The organism is Rugamonas fusca, assembly GCF_014042365.1.
Taxonomy (GTDB): Bacteria; Pseudomonadota; Gammaproteobacteria; order Burkholderiales; family Burkholderiaceae_D; genus Rugamonas; species Rugamonas fusca.
The window spans coordinates 14,385-30,033 of record NZ_JACEZS010000018.1 but is presented as its reverse complement, the minus strand read 5'-3'; the positions used below and the strand labels follow the sequence as shown (position 1 = coordinate 30,033).

Annotated in this window: 16 protein-coding genes and 1 riboswitch; of the genes, 10 read left to right on the top strand and 6 right to left on the bottom strand. The window is 65.6% G+C overall.

The window, feature by feature from the left end; all coding sequences use genetic code 11:
- Complete coding sequence (ppsR, locus tag H3H36_RS19025; RefSeq protein WP_182219676.1) at positions 1 to 852, bottom strand: posphoenolpyruvate synthetase regulatory kinase/phosphorylase PpsR; 852 nt, start codon at positions 850 to 852, stop codon at positions 1 to 3.
- Positions 853 to 1,007: 155 nt separating this feature from the next.
- Here ppsR and ppsA point away from each other — a divergent pair, with 155 nt between their 5' ends.
- The 7 genes from ppsA (at position 1,008) to H3H36_RS18990 (ending at position 7,610) form a co-directional block, all read left to right on the top strand.
- On the top strand, positions 1,008 to 3,455 hold the full coding sequence (gene ppsA / locus H3H36_RS19020) for a phosphoenolpyruvate synthase (protein ID WP_182219675.1): 2,448 nt from the start codon (positions 1,008 to 1,010) through the stop codon (positions 3,453 to 3,455).
- 213 nt (positions 3,456 to 3,668) lie between these two features.
- Positions 3,669 to 4,088, top strand: coding sequence for an NfeD family protein (locus H3H36_RS19015; protein WP_182219674.1), 420 nt, complete (start codon positions 3,669 to 3,671; stop codon positions 4,086 to 4,088).
- A 51-nt stretch (positions 4,089 to 4,139) separates the two neighbouring features.
- On the top strand, positions 4,140 to 5,060 hold the full coding sequence (locus H3H36_RS19010) for an SPFH domain-containing protein (protein ID WP_182164381.1): 921 nt from the start codon (positions 4,140 to 4,142) through the stop codon (positions 5,058 to 5,060).
- Between the two features lie 11 nt (positions 5,061 to 5,071).
- Entirely contained in the window at positions 5,072 to 5,332 is a 261-nt protein-coding gene (locus H3H36_RS19005) for a hypothetical protein (RefSeq protein WP_182219673.1), read from the top strand.
- Between the two features lie 33 nt (positions 5,333 to 5,365).
- Complete coding sequence (locus H3H36_RS19000; protein WP_182219672.1) at positions 5,366 to 5,776, top strand: DUF4259 domain-containing protein; 411 nt, start codon at positions 5,366 to 5,368, stop codon at positions 5,774 to 5,776.
- A gap of 56 nt (positions 5,777 to 5,832) precedes the next feature.
- Positions 5,833 to 6,714 carry a DMT family transporter gene (locus tag H3H36_RS18995; RefSeq protein WP_182219671.1) on the top strand — a complete coding sequence of 294 codons (882 nt, stop codon included), beginning with the start codon at positions 5,833 to 5,835 and terminating at the stop codon, positions 6,712 to 6,714.
- 44 nt (positions 6,715 to 6,758) lie between these two features.
- Positions 6,759 to 7,610, top strand: a complete 852-nt coding sequence (locus H3H36_RS18990; RefSeq protein WP_182219670.1) for an NAD-dependent protein deacetylase — start codon at positions 6,759 to 6,761, stop codon at positions 7,608 to 7,610.
- Here the strand turns inward: H3H36_RS18990 and H3H36_RS18985 are convergent, their stop codons facing one another.
- On the bottom strand, positions 7,611 to 8,162 hold the full coding sequence (locus tag H3H36_RS18985) for a FlgO family outer membrane protein (protein WP_182219669.1): 552 nt from the start codon (positions 8,160 to 8,162) through the stop codon (positions 7,611 to 7,613).
- Positions 8,163 to 8,867, bottom strand: coding sequence for a hypothetical protein (locus H3H36_RS18980; RefSeq protein WP_182219668.1), 705 nt, complete (start codon positions 8,865 to 8,867; stop codon positions 8,163 to 8,165).
- Between the two features lie 324 nt (positions 8,868 to 9,191).
- Between H3H36_RS18980 and H3H36_RS18975 the strand changes: the two genes are divergently transcribed.
- A complete protein-coding gene (locus tag H3H36_RS18975; protein ID WP_182219667.1) occupies positions 9,192 to 10,370 on the top strand; it encodes an acyltransferase family protein in 1,179 nt (392 codons plus the stop codon).
- Between the two features lie 30 nt (positions 10,371 to 10,400).
- Here the strand turns inward: H3H36_RS18975 and H3H36_RS18970 are convergent, their stop codons facing one another.
- Together H3H36_RS18970 and smpB are read right to left on the bottom strand one after the other, a co-directional pair.
- The gene (locus H3H36_RS18970; RefSeq protein WP_182219666.1) at positions 10,401 to 12,773 is read right to left on the bottom strand and encodes a peptidase S53; all 2,373 of its coding nucleotides are present in this window, start codon (positions 12,771 to 12,773) and stop codon (positions 10,401 to 10,403) included.
- A gap of 76 nt (positions 12,774 to 12,849) precedes the next feature.
- A riboswitch (cyclic di-GMP riboswitch) is annotated at positions 12,850 to 12,936 on the bottom strand.
- A gap of 171 nt (positions 12,937 to 13,107) precedes the next feature.
- The gene (gene smpB / locus H3H36_RS18965; RefSeq protein ID WP_182154608.1) at positions 13,108 to 13,557 is read right to left on the bottom strand and encodes an SsrA-binding protein SmpB; all 450 of its coding nucleotides are present in this window, start codon (positions 13,555 to 13,557) and stop codon (positions 13,108 to 13,110) included.
- A 95-nt stretch (positions 13,558 to 13,652) separates the two neighbouring features.
- Between smpB and H3H36_RS18960 the strand changes: the two genes are divergently transcribed.
- Together H3H36_RS18960 and H3H36_RS18955 are read left to right on the top strand one after the other, a co-directional pair.
- The gene (locus H3H36_RS18960; protein WP_182219665.1) at positions 13,653 to 14,084 is read left to right on the top strand and encodes a type II toxin-antitoxin system RatA family toxin; all 432 of its coding nucleotides are present in this window, start codon (positions 13,653 to 13,655) and stop codon (positions 14,082 to 14,084) included.
- Positions 14,077 to 14,364 carry an RnfH family protein gene (locus H3H36_RS18955; protein ID WP_182219664.1) on the top strand — a complete coding sequence of 96 codons (288 nt, stop codon included), beginning with the start codon at positions 14,077 to 14,079 and terminating at the stop codon, positions 14,362 to 14,364. The genes H3H36_RS18960 and H3H36_RS18955 overlap by 8 nt, the downstream gene beginning before the upstream one ends.
- A 112-nt stretch (positions 14,365 to 14,476) precedes the next feature.
- Here the strand turns inward: H3H36_RS18955 and H3H36_RS18950 are convergent, their stop codons facing one another.
- Positions 14,477 to 15,538: a porin gene (locus H3H36_RS18950; RefSeq protein WP_182219663.1), complete on the bottom strand. Its 1,062-nt coding sequence runs from the start codon at positions 15,536 to 15,538 to the stop codon at positions 14,477 to 14,479.
- Positions 15,539 to 15,649 lie beyond the last annotated feature (111 nt).

The following is a 15,649-nucleotide window of genomic DNA, read 5'->3' as shown; positions in this document are numbered from 1 at the left end:
TCAATACTGCCCGCGGTGATTGGGCTTGATCTCCTGCAGGATGGTGGTGGAGATTTCCTCGATCGACTTGGTGGTCGATGACAGCCACCGTATGCCTTCGCGCTTCATCATGTTCTCCGCCTCGTTCACCTCATAGCGGCAGTTCTCGATGGAGGCGTACTTGCTGCCGGCGCGGCGCTCGTTGCGGATCTCGGCCAGCCGTTCCGGCGTGATGGAAAGGCCAAAGATCTTGTTCTTGTAGGCGTACAGCGAAGTAGGCAGCTTGCCGCGTTCGAAATCGTCCGGAATCAGCGGGTAGTTGGCGGCCTTGATCCCGTATTGCATGGCCAGGTACAGGCTGGTGGGCGTCTTGCCCGAGCGCGACACGCCCACGAGGATCACATCGGCCGAGGCCAGGTTCTTGTGCGACTGCCCATCGTCGTGCGCCAGCGAGAAGTTGATGGCCTCGATGCGGTTCTTGTATTCCTCGGAATCGACGATGTTGTGCGAGCGGCCAATGGTGTGGGTCGACTTCACGCCCAGTTCCTGTTCCAGCGGCGCCACAAAGGTCTGGATCAGATCCATGTGCAGGCCCTTGCACTGCCGGATCACCTTCGACAGGTCCGTCTTCACCAGTGTCGAAAAGATAATCGGGCGCTGGCCGTCGGTGACAAAGGCTTCATTGATCTTGCGGGCCGCGTCGTGGGCCTTGTCCACCGTATCGATGAAGGGCAGGCGCACCTGGCGGAAGCGCAAATCGAACTGGGTGAGGACGGAGTGGCCGAACGTTTCGGCCGTGATGCCGGTGCCATCCGATACAAAAAATACGGTACGGGCCGCATTTGGCAGTGGTTGGCGTTGTTCTTGAGTCATTGGGAGTGAGCTTTAGGGGAATGTGAATCGTCAATTTGCGCCGCAGGCTGTAAAATGTCTGCCAACGGTAAGATTGTGCTGCACGACGCTAAGAATAACAAGATTGAATGTCGGCGCCTCGCGTGAAGATTTCTATCTCAAGTAAGGGTGTCATTATGACCAGTTTGTCCAACGCAGCATTGAAGGAGCAACAACAGGGGAATCCCGGCGAGGCGGTCTACGTCGCGTCGTTCGAGCACTTGCGCATGACGGATGTGGAATCCGTCGGCGGCAAGAACGCCTCTTTGGGCGAGATGATCAGCCAGCTGGCAGGTGCCGGCGTGCGTGTGCCGGGCGGCTTTGCCACCACGGCCCAGGCATTCCGCGACTTCCTGTCGTACAGCGTGGACGGTGGCCAGTCGCTGGCTGACCGTATCGCCGATCGCCTCGAGCATCTGAACATCGACGACGTGCGCGCCCTGGCCGCGGCCGGCGCCGAAATCCGTCAATGGATCATCGACACGCCGTTCCAGCCACGTCTGGCCAAGGAAATCGAGGAGTTCTACCACCGCCTGGTGGCCGACTCGTCGACCGAAGTGTCGTTCGCCGTGCGTTCCTCGGCCACGGCCGAAGACTTGCCGGACGCTTCGTTCGCTGGCCAGCAGGAGACCTTCCTGAACGTGGTCGGCATCGAAAACGTGCTGGACGCGATGAAACACGTGTTCGCATCGCTGTACAACGACCGCGCCATCTCGTATCGCGTGCACAAGGGCTTCACCCACGCTGAAGTGGCCCTGTCGGCCGGCGTGCAGCGCATGGTGCGCTCCGACCTGGGCGCCGCCGGCGTGATGTTCACCATCGACACCGAGTCTGGCTTCAAGGACGTGGTGTTCGTCACCTCCAGCTATGGCCTGGGCGAGACGGTGGTGCAGGGCGCCGTGAACCCGGACGAGTTCTACGTGCACAAGCCGATGCTGGAAAAGGGCAAGTCGCCCGTCATCCGCCGCAATATCGGCTCCAAGCTGATCAAGATGGAATTCACGGAAGAAGCCAAGGCTGGCCGCTCCGTGCGCACCGTGGACGTGCCGGTGGAACAGCGTAACCGCTACTCGCTGAACGACAGCGAAGTGGTGGAACTGGCCAAGTACGCCGTCATCATCGAAAACCACTACGGCCGTCCGATGGACATCGAGTGGGGCAAGGACGGCCGCGACGGCAAGCTGTACATCCTGCAGGCCCGTCCTGAAACCGTGAAGTCGCAGCACAAGGCGACCGATGCGCAGCAACGCTTCAAGCTCAAGTCCAGCGGCACCGTGCTGACCTCGGGCCGCGCCATCGGCCAGAAGATCGGCGCCGGTCCCGTGCGCGTGATCACCGATCCGTCGGAAATGGAACGCGTGCAGCCAGGCGACGTGCTGGTGGCCGACATGACCGACCCGAACTGGGAGCCGGTGATGAAGCGTGCTTCGGCCATCGTCACCAACCGTGGCGGCCGTACCTGCCACGCGGCCATCATCGCCCGTGAACTGGGCGTGCCGGCCGTCGTCGGTTGCGGCGACGCGACCGACGTGCTGAAGGACGGCACCTTCGTGACCGTGTCCTGCGCCGAAGGCGACGAGGGCAAGATCTACGACGGCCTGCTGGAAACGGAAGTGACGGAAGTGCAGCGCGGCGAACTGCCCAAGCTGCCGACCAAGATCATGCTGAACGTGGGTAATCCGCAGCTGGCGTTCGACTTCCAGTCGGTGCCGAACGCCGGTGTCGGCCTGGCCCGCCTGGAGTTCATCATCAACAACAACATCGGCGTGCACCCGAAGGCGATCCTGGAATACCCGAACATCGACGCCGACCTGAAAAAGGCCGTGGAATCGGTGGCCCGTGGCCACGCTTCGCCCAAGGCCTTCTACGTCGACAAGCTGGCCGAAGGCGTGGCGACCATCGCTGCCGCGTTCTGGCCCAAGCCTGTGATCGTGCGCCTGTCGGACTTCAAGTCCAACGAGTACAAGAAGCTGATCGGCGGTTCGCGTTACGAGCCGGACGAGGAAAACCCGATGCTGGGCTTCCGCGGCGCCGCGCGCTACCTGTCGCCGGACTTCGCCGAGTCGTTCGAGATGGAATGCGCGGCCATGAAGCGCGTGCGCAACGACATGGGCCTGACCAACGTCGAGATCATGGTGCCGTTCGTGCGTACCCTGGGCCAGGCTGAGAAAGTGGTGGACCTGCTGGGCAAGAATGGCCTCAAGCGCGGCGAAAACGGCCTGCGCCTGATCATGATGTGCGAAGTGCCGTCGAACGCCATCCTGGCCGACCAGTTCCTGCAGTACTTCGACGGCTTCTCGATCGGTTCCAACGACCTGACCCAGCTGACCCTGGGCCTGGACCGCGATTCCGGCATGGCCTTGCTGGCAGCCGACTTCGACGAACGCGACCCGGCTGTCAAGTCGCTGCTGTCGATGGCGATCAAGGCTTGCCGCGCACAGGGCAAGTACATCGGCATCTGCGGCCAGGGTCCTTCGGACCATCCGGACTTCGCCATGTGGCTGATGAGCGAAGGCATCGAGTCGATGTCGCTCAACCCGGACTCGGTGGTCGAAACGTGGCAGCAACTGGCCACCCGCCTGTAAGGGATGTCACAGGCGGGATGTCACAAGCGCTTTGTAAAGGTATTAATGGTGCAAGTGGGACAATAAATCAGTTGACGCGGGCATCCATTGCGTTAGACTGAATGTATTGAAACGCATGACCAACCATCATTAATACCGACCGCATCGCAGCAAGAACCCTCGTGGCCCGTCAGGGCGGCGGGGGTTTTTGCATTTTTGAACGGAGAACACATCATGGCTGACTGGACCTTCTGGCTGGTGGCGGCCGGCGCCACGGCGATACTGGAACTGTTTACCGGCACCTTCTACCTGCTGATGATCGCCATCGGCCTGGCCACGGGCGCGCTGGCCGCGCTGGCCGGCGCCGGCACGCCCGCGCAGACCATGGTGGCGGCGCTGGTGGGGCTGGTGGCCACGGCCGTGCTCCGGCGCAGCAAGTTCGGCCGGCCCACGCGCAGCGACACGGCGCGCGACCCCAACGTCAATCTCGATATCGGCCAGACCGTCAACGTGGCGCAGTGGAAGGACGGCACGGCGCGCGTGATGTACCGCGGCGCGCAGTGGGACGTGGAGCTGGCGCCCGGCGCGCACGCCACGCCGGGGCAGTACACGATACGCGAAGTGCGGGGCAGCCGCCTCATCGTCGCTCCCTGAGCAGCGTTCGATAATTAACAACGAACAACCAATAACAAGCGGAGAAATTTCATGGAATTCGGCATCGGCAATGTGAGCCTCATTTTGTTCATCCTGGCGCTGGTCTTCGTGTTCAAGACCATCAACGTGGTCCCCCAGCAGCATGCCTGGGTGGTCGAGCGGCTTGGCAAATTCCACGCCACGCTGGGGCCCGGCCTGAACATCGTGATCCCGTTTGTCGACCGCATCGCCTACAAGCATTCGCTCAAGGAGATCCCGCTCGACGTGCCGCCGCAAGTCTGCATCACCAAGGACAACACGCAGCTGCAGGTGGACGGCATCCTGTACTTCCAGATCACGGACGCCATGCGCGCCTCCTACGGCTCGTCGAACTACATCGCCGCCATCACCCAGCTGGCGCAAACCACGCTGCGTTCCGTGATCGGCCGCATGGAGCTGGACAAGACGTTCGAGGAGCGTGACCACATCAACACGGCCATCGTCAACGCGATCGACGAATCGGCCGCCAACTGGGGCGTCAAGGTGCTGCGCTACGAGATCAAGGACCTCACGCCACCGAAGGAAATCCTGCACGCCATGCAGGCCCAGATCACGGCCGAGCGGGAAAAGCGGGCCCTGATCGCGGCCTCGGAAGGCCGCAAGCAGGAGCAGATCAACATCGCCAGCGGCGAACGGGAAGCGGCCATCGCCCGCTCGGAAGGCGAGAAGCAGGCCGCCATCAACCGCGCCCAGGGCCAGGCGGCCGCCATCGTGGCACTGGCCGACGCCACGGCCAGCGCGCTGCGCGAAGTGGGCGCGGCCATCCAGGAACCCGGTGGCGCGGACGCCGTCAACCTCAAGGTGGCCGAGCAGTACGTGGGCGCATTCGCGCAACTGGCCAAGACCAACAATTCCGTGATCATCCCCGCCAACCTGGGTGACATGAGCGGCTTGATCGCCACGGCCATGCAGGTGGTGAAGTCGCAGAAATGAATGGGGGCGCCATGGAACAGCAACGGCAGGGCCGCGTTTACTGGTTCGCCGCCAAGCGCTATGGCTGGGGGTGGGGCTTGCCGCTCGTGTGGCAGGGCTGGGTGGTGCTGGCGGCTTTCTTCGTGCTGCTGGCGGCTGGCGCGTGGTTCTGTCATCCCGAGCGTTCGCCCTGGCCCTACCTGATCTACACGACGCTGCTCAGCATCCTGCTGATCGCCGTGTGCTGGCTCAAGGGCGAGCCGCCGTCGTGGCGCTGGGGCGACAAGCAATAGCGGCGGCAAGGGCCGCACCAACAGGAGAACAAGATGGGAACATGGGCAACGCACGCCTTCGGTAACGACTACGCGCAGGACTGGGCCGAGGACTTGCAGGAGACGCGCAATATGGAAGCGGTCGAGAATACGCTCGATACGGCGCTCAACAACGGGGATGCCGTGCTGGAAGCGCCGTATGCGGCCGAGGCGCTGGTGGCCATCGAGGTGATCGCCCGCCTGCAGGGGCACTGGGGGCTGCGTGACGACGACACGGAAATACTGGACTTGTGGATTGCCGAGCATCCGCAGCGCGCGCGCCAGGACCTGGCCGAGAAGGCGCACCGCGTAATCGACCGCATCCTGTCCGAGCAATCGGAACTGCGCCAGTTGTGGGCCGAGACCGAACATTACGACGACTGGCGCGCCGCCGTCGAGGAACTGCGGGGGCGTGTCAGCCTGTAGCAAGCTCGCTGTGACAGGCTGCGCGGGACTGTTCATTCATTTGCCGAGAACCGCCCATGCCCGCTGCCCGCATCATCCTGCTGACCGTCATCGCCATGATCGCCTTCGCCAGCAATTCCCTGCTGTGCCGGGTGGCGCTCAAACACACGGCCATTGATCCGGCCAGTTTCACCACCGTGCGCCTCGTGTCCGGCGCGCTCGCCCTGTGGCTGATCGTGCGCCTGCGTGCCTCGGGCGCGCCAGTGTCGCTGTCCGGGCGTGGCAACTGGCCGTCCGCGCTGGCCCTGTATGCCTACGCCGCCGGTTTTTCCTTCGCCTACGTGAACCTGCCCGCCGCCAGCGGCGCGCTGCTGCTGTTTGGCGCCGTGCAGGCCACCATGATCGGTCGCGGCATCGCCGCCGGCGAACGGCTGGCGCCGCGCCAGCTGGCCGGGCTGCTGCTGGCGCTGGCCGGGCTGGTGGGCATGCTGCTGCCCGGCCTGACGGCGCCGCCGCTCGCTGGCGCGCTGCTGATGATGGGCGCCGGCGTCGCGTGGGGCATCTATTCCTTGCGCGGCAAAGGGGCGCGCGACGCCACCGGTGTCACGGCTGGCAATTTCGTGCGCGCCGCGCCGATCGCGGTGGCCATGAGCGCTGCCATCGCACTGGCCGGGTCGGATGGCGTGACCGCGGATGGCGTGGGCCTGGTCTACGCCGTGGCGTCGGGCGCGCTCACGTCGGGCATAGGCTACGCCCTGTGGTACGCGGTGCTGCCATCGCTGCGGGCCACCAGCGCGGCCACGGTGCAGCTGAGCGTGCCCGTGATCGCGGCGCTCGGTGGCGTGGCCTTCCTCGGTGAAGCGCTCACCTTGCGGCTGGTGCTGGCATCGGCCGCCATCCTGGGCGGCATCGCGCTCGTGATCCTGCAAAAGCGGGCCGGCACGGCGCCGCAAAGATAATTACAATAGGCTCTGGTCAAGACCAATGCGGGAGCGGGGTCCACATGAACACAGAGCGCGACAATGCGGATGAACGCAGGCAGCTGGAACGGCTGGCGGCCTTCCTGCGCGCGCACGCGAGCGTGCTGGTGTTGACGGGCGCGGGCATGAGCACGGCCTCCGGCATCCCCGGCTATCGCGACGAGGATGGCGTGCGGCGTGGCCGCCAGCCCGTGCAGGGGCCGGAATTCCGCCGCTCCGATGCGGTGCGGCGCCGCTACTGGGCGCGCAGTCTGGTGGGCTGGCCCACGCTGGCGCAGGCCGCGCCGAACGCGGGCCATGTGGCGCTGGCCCAGCTGGAGCAGGGCGGCTACCTGGGGGCGCTGGTCACGCAGAACGTGGATGGCTTGCACCAGCGGGCCGGCAGCCGCCGGCTGATCGAACTGCACGGGAATATCCACGACGTGGTGTGCCTCGATTGCGGCGCGCGCCACGGGCGGGCCGGCATCCAGCACCGTCTGGTGCGCGACAATCCTGACCTGGCACTCGCCAGCGCCCGTCCGCTGCCCGACGGTGACGCGGAGCTGGAGCCGGCGGCGCTCGAGCATTTTCGCGTGCCCGATTGCGCCCAATGCGGCGGCCTGCTGCAGCCCGACGTGGTCTTCTTCGGCGATAACATCCCGCCCCAGCGCAGTGCCGACGCGCTGCAATGGATGCACGAGGCGGACGCCTTGCTGGTGGTGGGGTCGTCGTTGATGGTGTTTTCCGGCTACCGCTTCTGCCGGCTGGCGGCGCAGGCGGGCAAGCCGGTGGCGGCGCTCAATATCGGCAAGACGCGGGCCGATGACCTGCTGGACTTCAAGGTGGAGGCGGGCGCGCAGCACCTGCTGCCGCGCCTCGCGCAAATGCTGGCCTGATCAGTTCCGCAGCAGCATGGAACGCACGATGCCTTCCTTGGCCAGCACGTAGTCCTGGCCGGCCAGCACGAAGTTGGTGTTGGGCTGGATCACCTTGAGGTTGATGAACACCATGTCGCTGGTCTCGGCATACGAGCCGACCACGATCGCTTGCGCGTTGTGGGTTTGCGCCACTTCGCCGATCTCGCGCGTGAGCATCAATTCGCCCTGGTTGCGCTTGAGGTAGACGGAATTACGCAGCTTCATCTCCAGCATGGACAAGCCGCCTTGCGCCAGCCGGGTGGAGATCTGTTCCGACACCAGCCGGCCCAGCGTGGTGGTCTGCTCGAGCGCGTCGATGTTGACGATGGTGGCCATGATGAGCGGCTTGTCGGTGGCCAGCTTGCCGCTCAGCTGGTGCATCAGCGCGTCGGCCGCCTTGTAGTTCGCTTCGATGAACTGGTTGGACGAGATGGTGGCGTAGTTGGCTTCGTCCTTGGGCGGCGTGGACGAGCAACCGGCCAGCAGCAGTGGCACGGCGAGCAGGGAAGTGGTGGCGAGGCGTTTGAGCATTTACATGTCCCCCCGCACCTTGAACATGCGGGTCAGTTTGGGCGCTTCCGGTTCCACGTCCACGATGCCATACAGGGGGCGGTCGCTGTCGGCCACGTAATAGGCCGAGCTGTGGCGGGCCAGGTAGCGGTATTGGTCGGTGACGGAGACGGTGAGGATGATTTCCGTGCGCGGCGTGGCGCCCGGCGCGAACTGGTCGTTGAACCAGTTGTAGGAATCGTAGGCGCCCACGCCGGCGGCGACCATGGCCAGCGGTGGCAGGTCGATCTCGCTGAGTACCCAGACGCCCGAGGCCAGTGCCGCATGTTCGCCGTGGTAGCGGTATTGGGGACGATTGGCGCTGAAGGTCACGGCCTGCATCTCCAGCTCCACCTTCAGTGAGCCGGGCGCCGTGCGCGACACGGTATAGCCGTCATTGACCAGCGCCGTGATCAACTGGCCCGTCAGGGCGCGCTGGAATGGCGTCGCCTGTGGCGTGTCGGCGATGTAGAGCGGGCGGGGCGGCTGCTTGGCCAGCGCCTCCTTCAACTGTTTTTCGATATGGCCGGCGATCACGGCCCAGTGGTCGGCCGCCTGCAATTTTTGCTGTTTCGATACCGGGAAGTTAGTGGCCAGTGGCGTGGGCGTGTAGCGCGCCGCGCACCCCGCTACGCCGCCCGCCAGGATCAGGCCGGCTCCTATCGCCGCTGCGGTTTTCAGCACCATATTGGCCTCGTCATCGTCTAGATTGCACAGTCGTTGTTGCGTTCCAGCGCGGCGCACGCCGGGCGGAACCATCCTGCCGCAGTGTAGCATGGAAGTTGCTGCTTAGAAACCCACGGGGACACAAAATGCCGCCCGCCAAGGCTGGCGCGTGCTGCGGCATGCGCTACTTTACGCGGCTTTGCGGGCTTTGTGTTGACGTGAACGCGGCGGTGGCAATTGTGGGGCGCGCGCCACAGGGATCGGCCTCAGGCTGCCGTGAATGCGCTTGAAAATTTCACAAGATTGTGACAGGATGCGCGCTCCCCAAACCATGGAATCCGCACGATGAATCAGCAGCAGGCCGCGCGCCGTATCGATGGACTGGACACCTTGCGCGCCTGTGCCATCGTGCTGGTCCTGATGTCCCATTATTCGGTGGTGGTGAGCCACAAGGCCACCTTCGGCTTCCTGACCGACATGGGCTGGATGGGCGTGGACCTGTTCTTCGTGTTGAGCGGCTATTTGATCGGCAACCAGATCCTGTCGCCGCTGGCGCGCTGCGCATCGTTCCCGCTCCAGACCTTTCTCGCGCGGCGCCTGCTGCGCACGGTGCCCAATTACGTGGTGGTGCTGGCCCTGTACCTGCTGCTGCCGGCCCAACTGGCTGGTTCGCATACGGCGCCGCTGTGGCGCTTCCTGACCTTCACCCAGAACATCGGCCTGCGTTTTGGCGAGACGTTTTCCCATTCCTGGTCGCTGTGCGTGGAGGAGCAGTTCTACATGGTCCTGCCGCTGGCCGTGCTGTTGCTGGCGTCGCGCCGCAAGGCGCTGTGGTGGGGCTGGCTGGCGATCGCGGCCGCCATCGCGGGCGGCATGGTGGTGCGGGGCTGGGCGTGGAAGGCGCATGGGGGCGACGCGATGGCCGCCAACGATTTCGCCGTCCACGTCTATTATTCGAGCTTTGCGCGGTTTGATGAACTGCTGCCCGGCGTGGCCATCGCCCTGCTCAAGAATTTCCATCGCGCCCGGTTCGACGCCATCCTGCGGCGTGGTAACGCACTGCTGCTGGGCGGCCTGGCCGCGCTGGCCACGACCGTGTACCTGTTCCTGCATTACTTCCAGAATGACGACTATGGCTTCACCTTTCCCCTGATGACCTTCGGCTATCCGATGCTGGCCGCCAGCTTCGCCGTGTTGACGCTGGCCGCGCTCAGTCCCAACAGCCTGCTGCATCGCGTGCGCATCCCGGGGGCGGAACAACTGGCGCTGTGGTCGTATGCGATCTACCTGGCGCATAAGCCTGTCTTCAAGCTGGTCCTGGAGCCGCTGGCACGTTGGCAGGTCGATACCAATGCGCCGGTGGGCATCGCGCTGGTGATGGGGGCCGGCTTGCTGGGCGGCTGGCTGCTGTACCGGCTGGTGGAAACCCCGTTCATGCGCCTGCGTGCCCGCTGCTTCCCGATGCGGGAGGGTGCCGCCGTGGCTTCGGGGCGGGGTGGGCCGGCAGGGCGGAAAGTGGCCTGAACCGGCCGGTCTTGCCGGCGCCCCGTTCGCTTATCGGGCGTTGATGGTGATGGGCATGCTGGTCTGCACGCGATGGCCGGACGAATCGCTGACGACGATCTTCAGGCTGTAGCTGCCCGCCACAGGGCTGGCCCAGCTGACGCCGATGTTCAGTCCATTGGGCGTGAACATGATCCCCAGCGGCGCGTTGGCAATGGAGATCGACACATAGTTGCTGCCGGGCGCGTTGATGCTGATGGTGCCCGCCAGCGGCATGCCTGCCACGCCCGACAAGGCCGGCGCATTGACGGCCAGGCTGGCGCTGACGGTGGTGCTGGTGCCGATGGTGATCTTGAACACGGCTTGTCCGCTCAGGCCCGTCTTGCTGTCCTTGGCCGTCACGGTCACGCTGTAGTTGCCGGCCACGGGGGCGGCCCAGCTCACCACGCCGCTGCTGCTGATGGCCATGCCGGCCGGTGCGCCGCTCAGCGCATAGGTGACGGGGTTGGCGCTGTTGACGGCGACCGCGAACGACAGCGCCGTGCCCACCTTGCCGCTGATGCTGCCGCCCGTGACGACGGGGGCGCTGGCCGGCGCGATGGTGATGGTGTAGCTGCCCTGGCCCTTGAGGCCCGTCTTGGTGTCGGTGGCCGTGACGACGACGGTGTAGCTGCCAGCCACGGGCGCGGCCCAGCTGACGATGCCGGTGCTGCCGATGGCCATGCCGGCCGGCGCGCCGCTCAAGCTGTAGCTGAGCGCATTGGCGCCGGTGGCGGATGCGGTGAACGACAGCGCCGTGCCCACCTTGCCGCTGATGGCGGCGGAAACGACGGTGGGCGCGCTGGCCACGGCCGTGGCGCCGGACAGGGCGCCCAGCAGGCTGCCCGCGTTGGGCGTGCCCAGGCCGCTCAGCTGGTCGTAGCCGCTCTTGGCGCTGCAGGTGGCGCAGGTGCCGTCGCTGCCGGAGATCACGTCGCCGAACGCGCTGGCGTAGCTGCCGGGGACGCTGGCGATCTGCCCGTACAGGACGGCGTGCGGCGCGCCCAGCGCCGGCTTGGCGCCCAGTGCGCGGGTGGCGTTGGCCACGGCGATCAGGCCGGCCCACTGCGGCGTGGACAGGCTGGTGCCGCCAGCGCTGATCCAGCTGGGCGTGCTGGCGCCGGAGGCGATCACGGCCACGTACTGGCCCGTCTTCGGGTCGGCGTTAAACGATACGTCGGCCACGCCGCGGCGGGCCAGCGTGCCCAATCCCGGCACGGCGCTGGTCTGGTAGCTGGGCGTGGCCGTGTAGGCGCTGATGCCGCCACCGGTCTGGGACCAGCCCACTTCGCTGCGGCTGCCGCTGCCCGTGTAGGTGAGCGAGGTGCCGCCCACGGCCACCACGTTGGGCGAAACAGCCGGCCATTGCACGCCGGCGCCCGAGTCGCCGGTGGCGGCCAGGTAGGTCATGCTGGCGGCCGTGAAGGCGGCGTTGGCCGAACCGGTCCAGCTGCCTTCCGGGGTGCCGAAGCTCATCGACACCACGCCCGGCCCCATTGCATTGGCCAGCTTGACGGCGCCCTGCAGGTTGTCGACCGACGCGCTGGCCGCCTCGATCAGGACGATGCGCGCCAGCGGCGCCGTGGCGTGCGCCCACTGCACGTCCAGTGCGATTTCCGTGGCCCAGCCCGCATCATAGGCGGGCTGCGTGGCCGTCATGGCGCCGGCGCTGGTGCTGTAGACCACCGCCAGTTCGCAGCCCGAGGCTGATGGCGCGGCCAGTGGCAGCACGGCGCTGGTGGCGATACTTTTCTGGACGCAGGCCGGCAGGCCGAATTTGGCGTTGAACGCGGCCAATTCCGCGGCCATGTTCGGGTTGTGCATGGCGTCCACGATGTAGATGGTCTGGCCCGCGCCCAGTTGGGCGGCCAGCGCCGCCGTCAGCGTGGTACCCGAAGGCGGTAGCGCCGGCAGGCCATAGGCGGCCCGGATCTGGGCCGGCGTGTAGGTGGTCACGGTGCCGCTGGTGGCCATGGGTGCGAGTGTGTTGTCCTGCGACTGGGGTGGCGCGTATTCAAGCTTGTCCAGCGACAGGCGGCGCGTGGACAGGCGGCGCGCTGACGGCGGCAGCAGCATGGTGCGCGGGCCGCGGCGGGCGGAGGCGGCATAGCCGTCGGCGTCCGTGTCGTCGGGCGCGTCGAGCAGCACGGGGGCGATGTGGTAGGCCGGCTGCACCATCAGGTTGGCCGCCGCTGCCGGCAGCGTGGGATTGTCCAGTTCCAGCGTGGTGGTGGAGGTGGCCACCATGGCCGCCACCTGCGTGCCGGCCGGCGCGCTGTCCTGGCCGGGCGTGCCGCCGCAGGCGCTCAGCAGTGCCGCGATGGCGGCCGGCAGCAGCAAGCCCAGGCGGGCGGTGAGGGGCGAGGGTGGCTGGCGATTTTGCATGGCGGTGGCGCTTCCCTGTGTGCGAAGGCCACGCTGCGGCAACGTTGGCGGACATACACTGCATGCGCGGCCTGACGTTGGCAACCCCGCTGCCGTGGCGCTGGCGCGCTGTAGGCCGGTGGTTTTGCGTCCCCGCCTTTCGGAGGGTTTGCCTTCGGCGAATGATGAACGATGCCGGTGAGCGCACCGGCGACTGCCCGATGATTGTACCAGCACCCATCCGATAAATAGTGGTGGCTGGTAATAAAATTTCTTTATGAAATGATGTTCATCAGGCCGGGCGGCGGCGCGCACCCGGCGCGGGGCCGGGCGGCGTAGGGCGGGCGGGAGCGGATCAGCGGCGGTGCTGCTTCATGGCCGACGCCACTTCGCGCTTGCCGTCGCGGTCCTTCTCGGCGGCGCGCTTGTCGTGCATCTTCTTACCCTTGGCCAGGCCGATCTCGCACTTCACGCGGCCGCCCTTGTAGTGCAGGTTGAGCGGCACCAGCGTGTAGCCGGCCCGTTCCACCTTGCCGATCAACTTGTCCATCTCCTGGCGGTGCAGCAGCAGCTTGCGGGTGCGCACGGCTTCCGGGTGGATGTGGGTGGAAGCGGTGGGCAGGGCGCTGATGTGGGCGCCGAACAGGAACAACTCGTCGCCCTTGATGGTGACGTAGGCTTCCTTGATCTGCACGCGCGCGTCGCGGATCGCTTTCACTTCCCAGCCTTCGAGCACGATGCCCGCTTCGTAGCGGTCCTCGATGAAGTAGTCGTGAAAGGCTTTTCTATTATCGGCAATGGTCATGGCAGGGTAATTACTAAAAACGGGCGCGGGTCGGTTAAACTACGGGGACGCGCCAAAAACGCGAATAATTCAACATCATAGCAAACGGTTACGTAATGGCAGTAGTTCACAAAACAGTTTTCCTCGGCTACAGCGCCCAACAGATGTTCGAGCTGGTGGCGGCGATTGAGGATTATCCCAAGTTTCTGCCATGGTGCGGGGGTGTTGAAGTCAGGGAGCGCAACGAGGAGACGGTGGTGGCCAGCCTGGCCATCCACTACCGGGGCGTGCGCCAGAGCTTCACGACCGCGAACGTCAACACGCCGCACAGCACAATCAAGATGCGGCTGGTGGACGGACCTTTCAAGGCCCTCGATGGGGTGTGGAACATCAAACCGCTGCGCGAGGATGCGTGCAAGGTGGAGCTGGACCTGCACTACGAATTTTCCAGCGCGCTGCTGGAACAACTGATCGGTCCCGTGTTCGGCATGATCGCCAACAGCATGGTGGACTGCTTCTGCAAGCGGGCGGAGACGGTGTATGGCTGACCAGATGCATATCCAGGTATGTTACGCGCTGCCTGAACAACAGTTCCTGCGTGACCTGACGGTGGACGCCGGCACCACGGTGGAGCAGGCCATCGCGCTCAGCGGCCTGCGGCAAGCCATGCCCGGCCTCGACCTGGCGGCCCTGCAGGTCGGCATCTACAGCAAGAAGAAGACGCTGGACACGGTGTTGCGCGAGCACGACCGGGTGGAACTCTACCGGCCGCTGATCGCCGATCCCAAGAATGCCCGCCGCCGGCGCAAGGCAAAACCACCAACCTGAACAAGGGCGGGGCTGGCACCCCGCTCTTTTTTTATTGCTGTGGTAGCGCTAACATCTGCTGGCGGAAAATTTCAGCATTCCGCCAGTACCCGTTGCGCGATGGCGGCCAACATCAGAAGCGGTGGCGCAGGCCCACCGTGAACTGCTTGTTGCCCGTGCCCGGTTCCTCGCTGTTGCCCTCCGTGTAGGCTGCGCCGTTGTGGTTGCGGATCAGCGCGTACGAGGTGTACAGGTCGGTGCGCTTGGACAGCGCATACAGGTAGGCCAGCGCGTACTGCTGCGCGTCCTGGTTCATGGCGGTGCGGTCGTCCTTGCGGATGTAGGTGGCCACCACGGTGCTCACGCCAAATGGCGCCGATACGCCCAGCAGCAGGTCGCGGCTGTCGGTGGAGGCGGCGGGCGTCGCGCCGCCGAAGCTGGCGGCCGTGTTGTTGAGCGAGGCGCTGTTCAAGCCCTTGTCCACGCCGTAGCCGAAATAGACCTTGGCCGGACCGAAGTCATAGTTCGCGCCCAACAGCGTGTTGCGGGCCGCGTCCTGGTTCTTCAACACGGCCGTGTCGTTGTTGCGGTGGTGGTAGGCCAGGCGCACGCTGAGCGGGCCGTTGCTGTAGCCGAAGGAGCCGCCCAGCGCGCGTCCGGCCGCGTTGTCGCCCGCCACTTCGCCCGCCGCATACATCGCGTCGCCACTGAAGCCGTTCCATTCCGGGCTGCGGTACAGCACCGAGTTATTGGCGCGAAAGCCGGTCGATGCCATCAGGTTGTTGGAGCGCGCGATGCCGTTGCGCAGCGGGTCGACGATGGTGTTGAGGGTGGTGAACAGCGGCGTGTCCTGCAGGCCGGCCGAGATGGCGCCCAGGTTGCCGCGCAAGCCCACCGCCGTGTTGCGGCCGAACAGCGTGTTGTTCTGGGTTGAGCTGCCCGTGTCGGCGTGGATGCCGCCTTCGATCACGAAGAAGGCGGACAGGCCGCCGCCCAGGTCTTCATTGCCGCGCAAGCCCCAGCGGCTTTGCGTCGCCATGCCGCTGGTGATGCGGGTCGCGGTGCCGGCGATGCCGCCACGGTCTTGCGATACGCCCAGGTCCATCACGCCGTATAAGGTGACGTTGCTGTCTGCCAGCGCCGTGCCGGACAGGGTGAGGGCGAGCGCGGTCAGCGCGGGAATGCGAATGTTCATCAAGTGTCTCCAGAATTGTTATGGATGCCGCGTGCGCACGTCGTTCGTCCGTGCGCGCGGGCGGGTGGCTTGCCGTCCCCGCGCGGGGACGGCGATTACATGGCGCGCAAG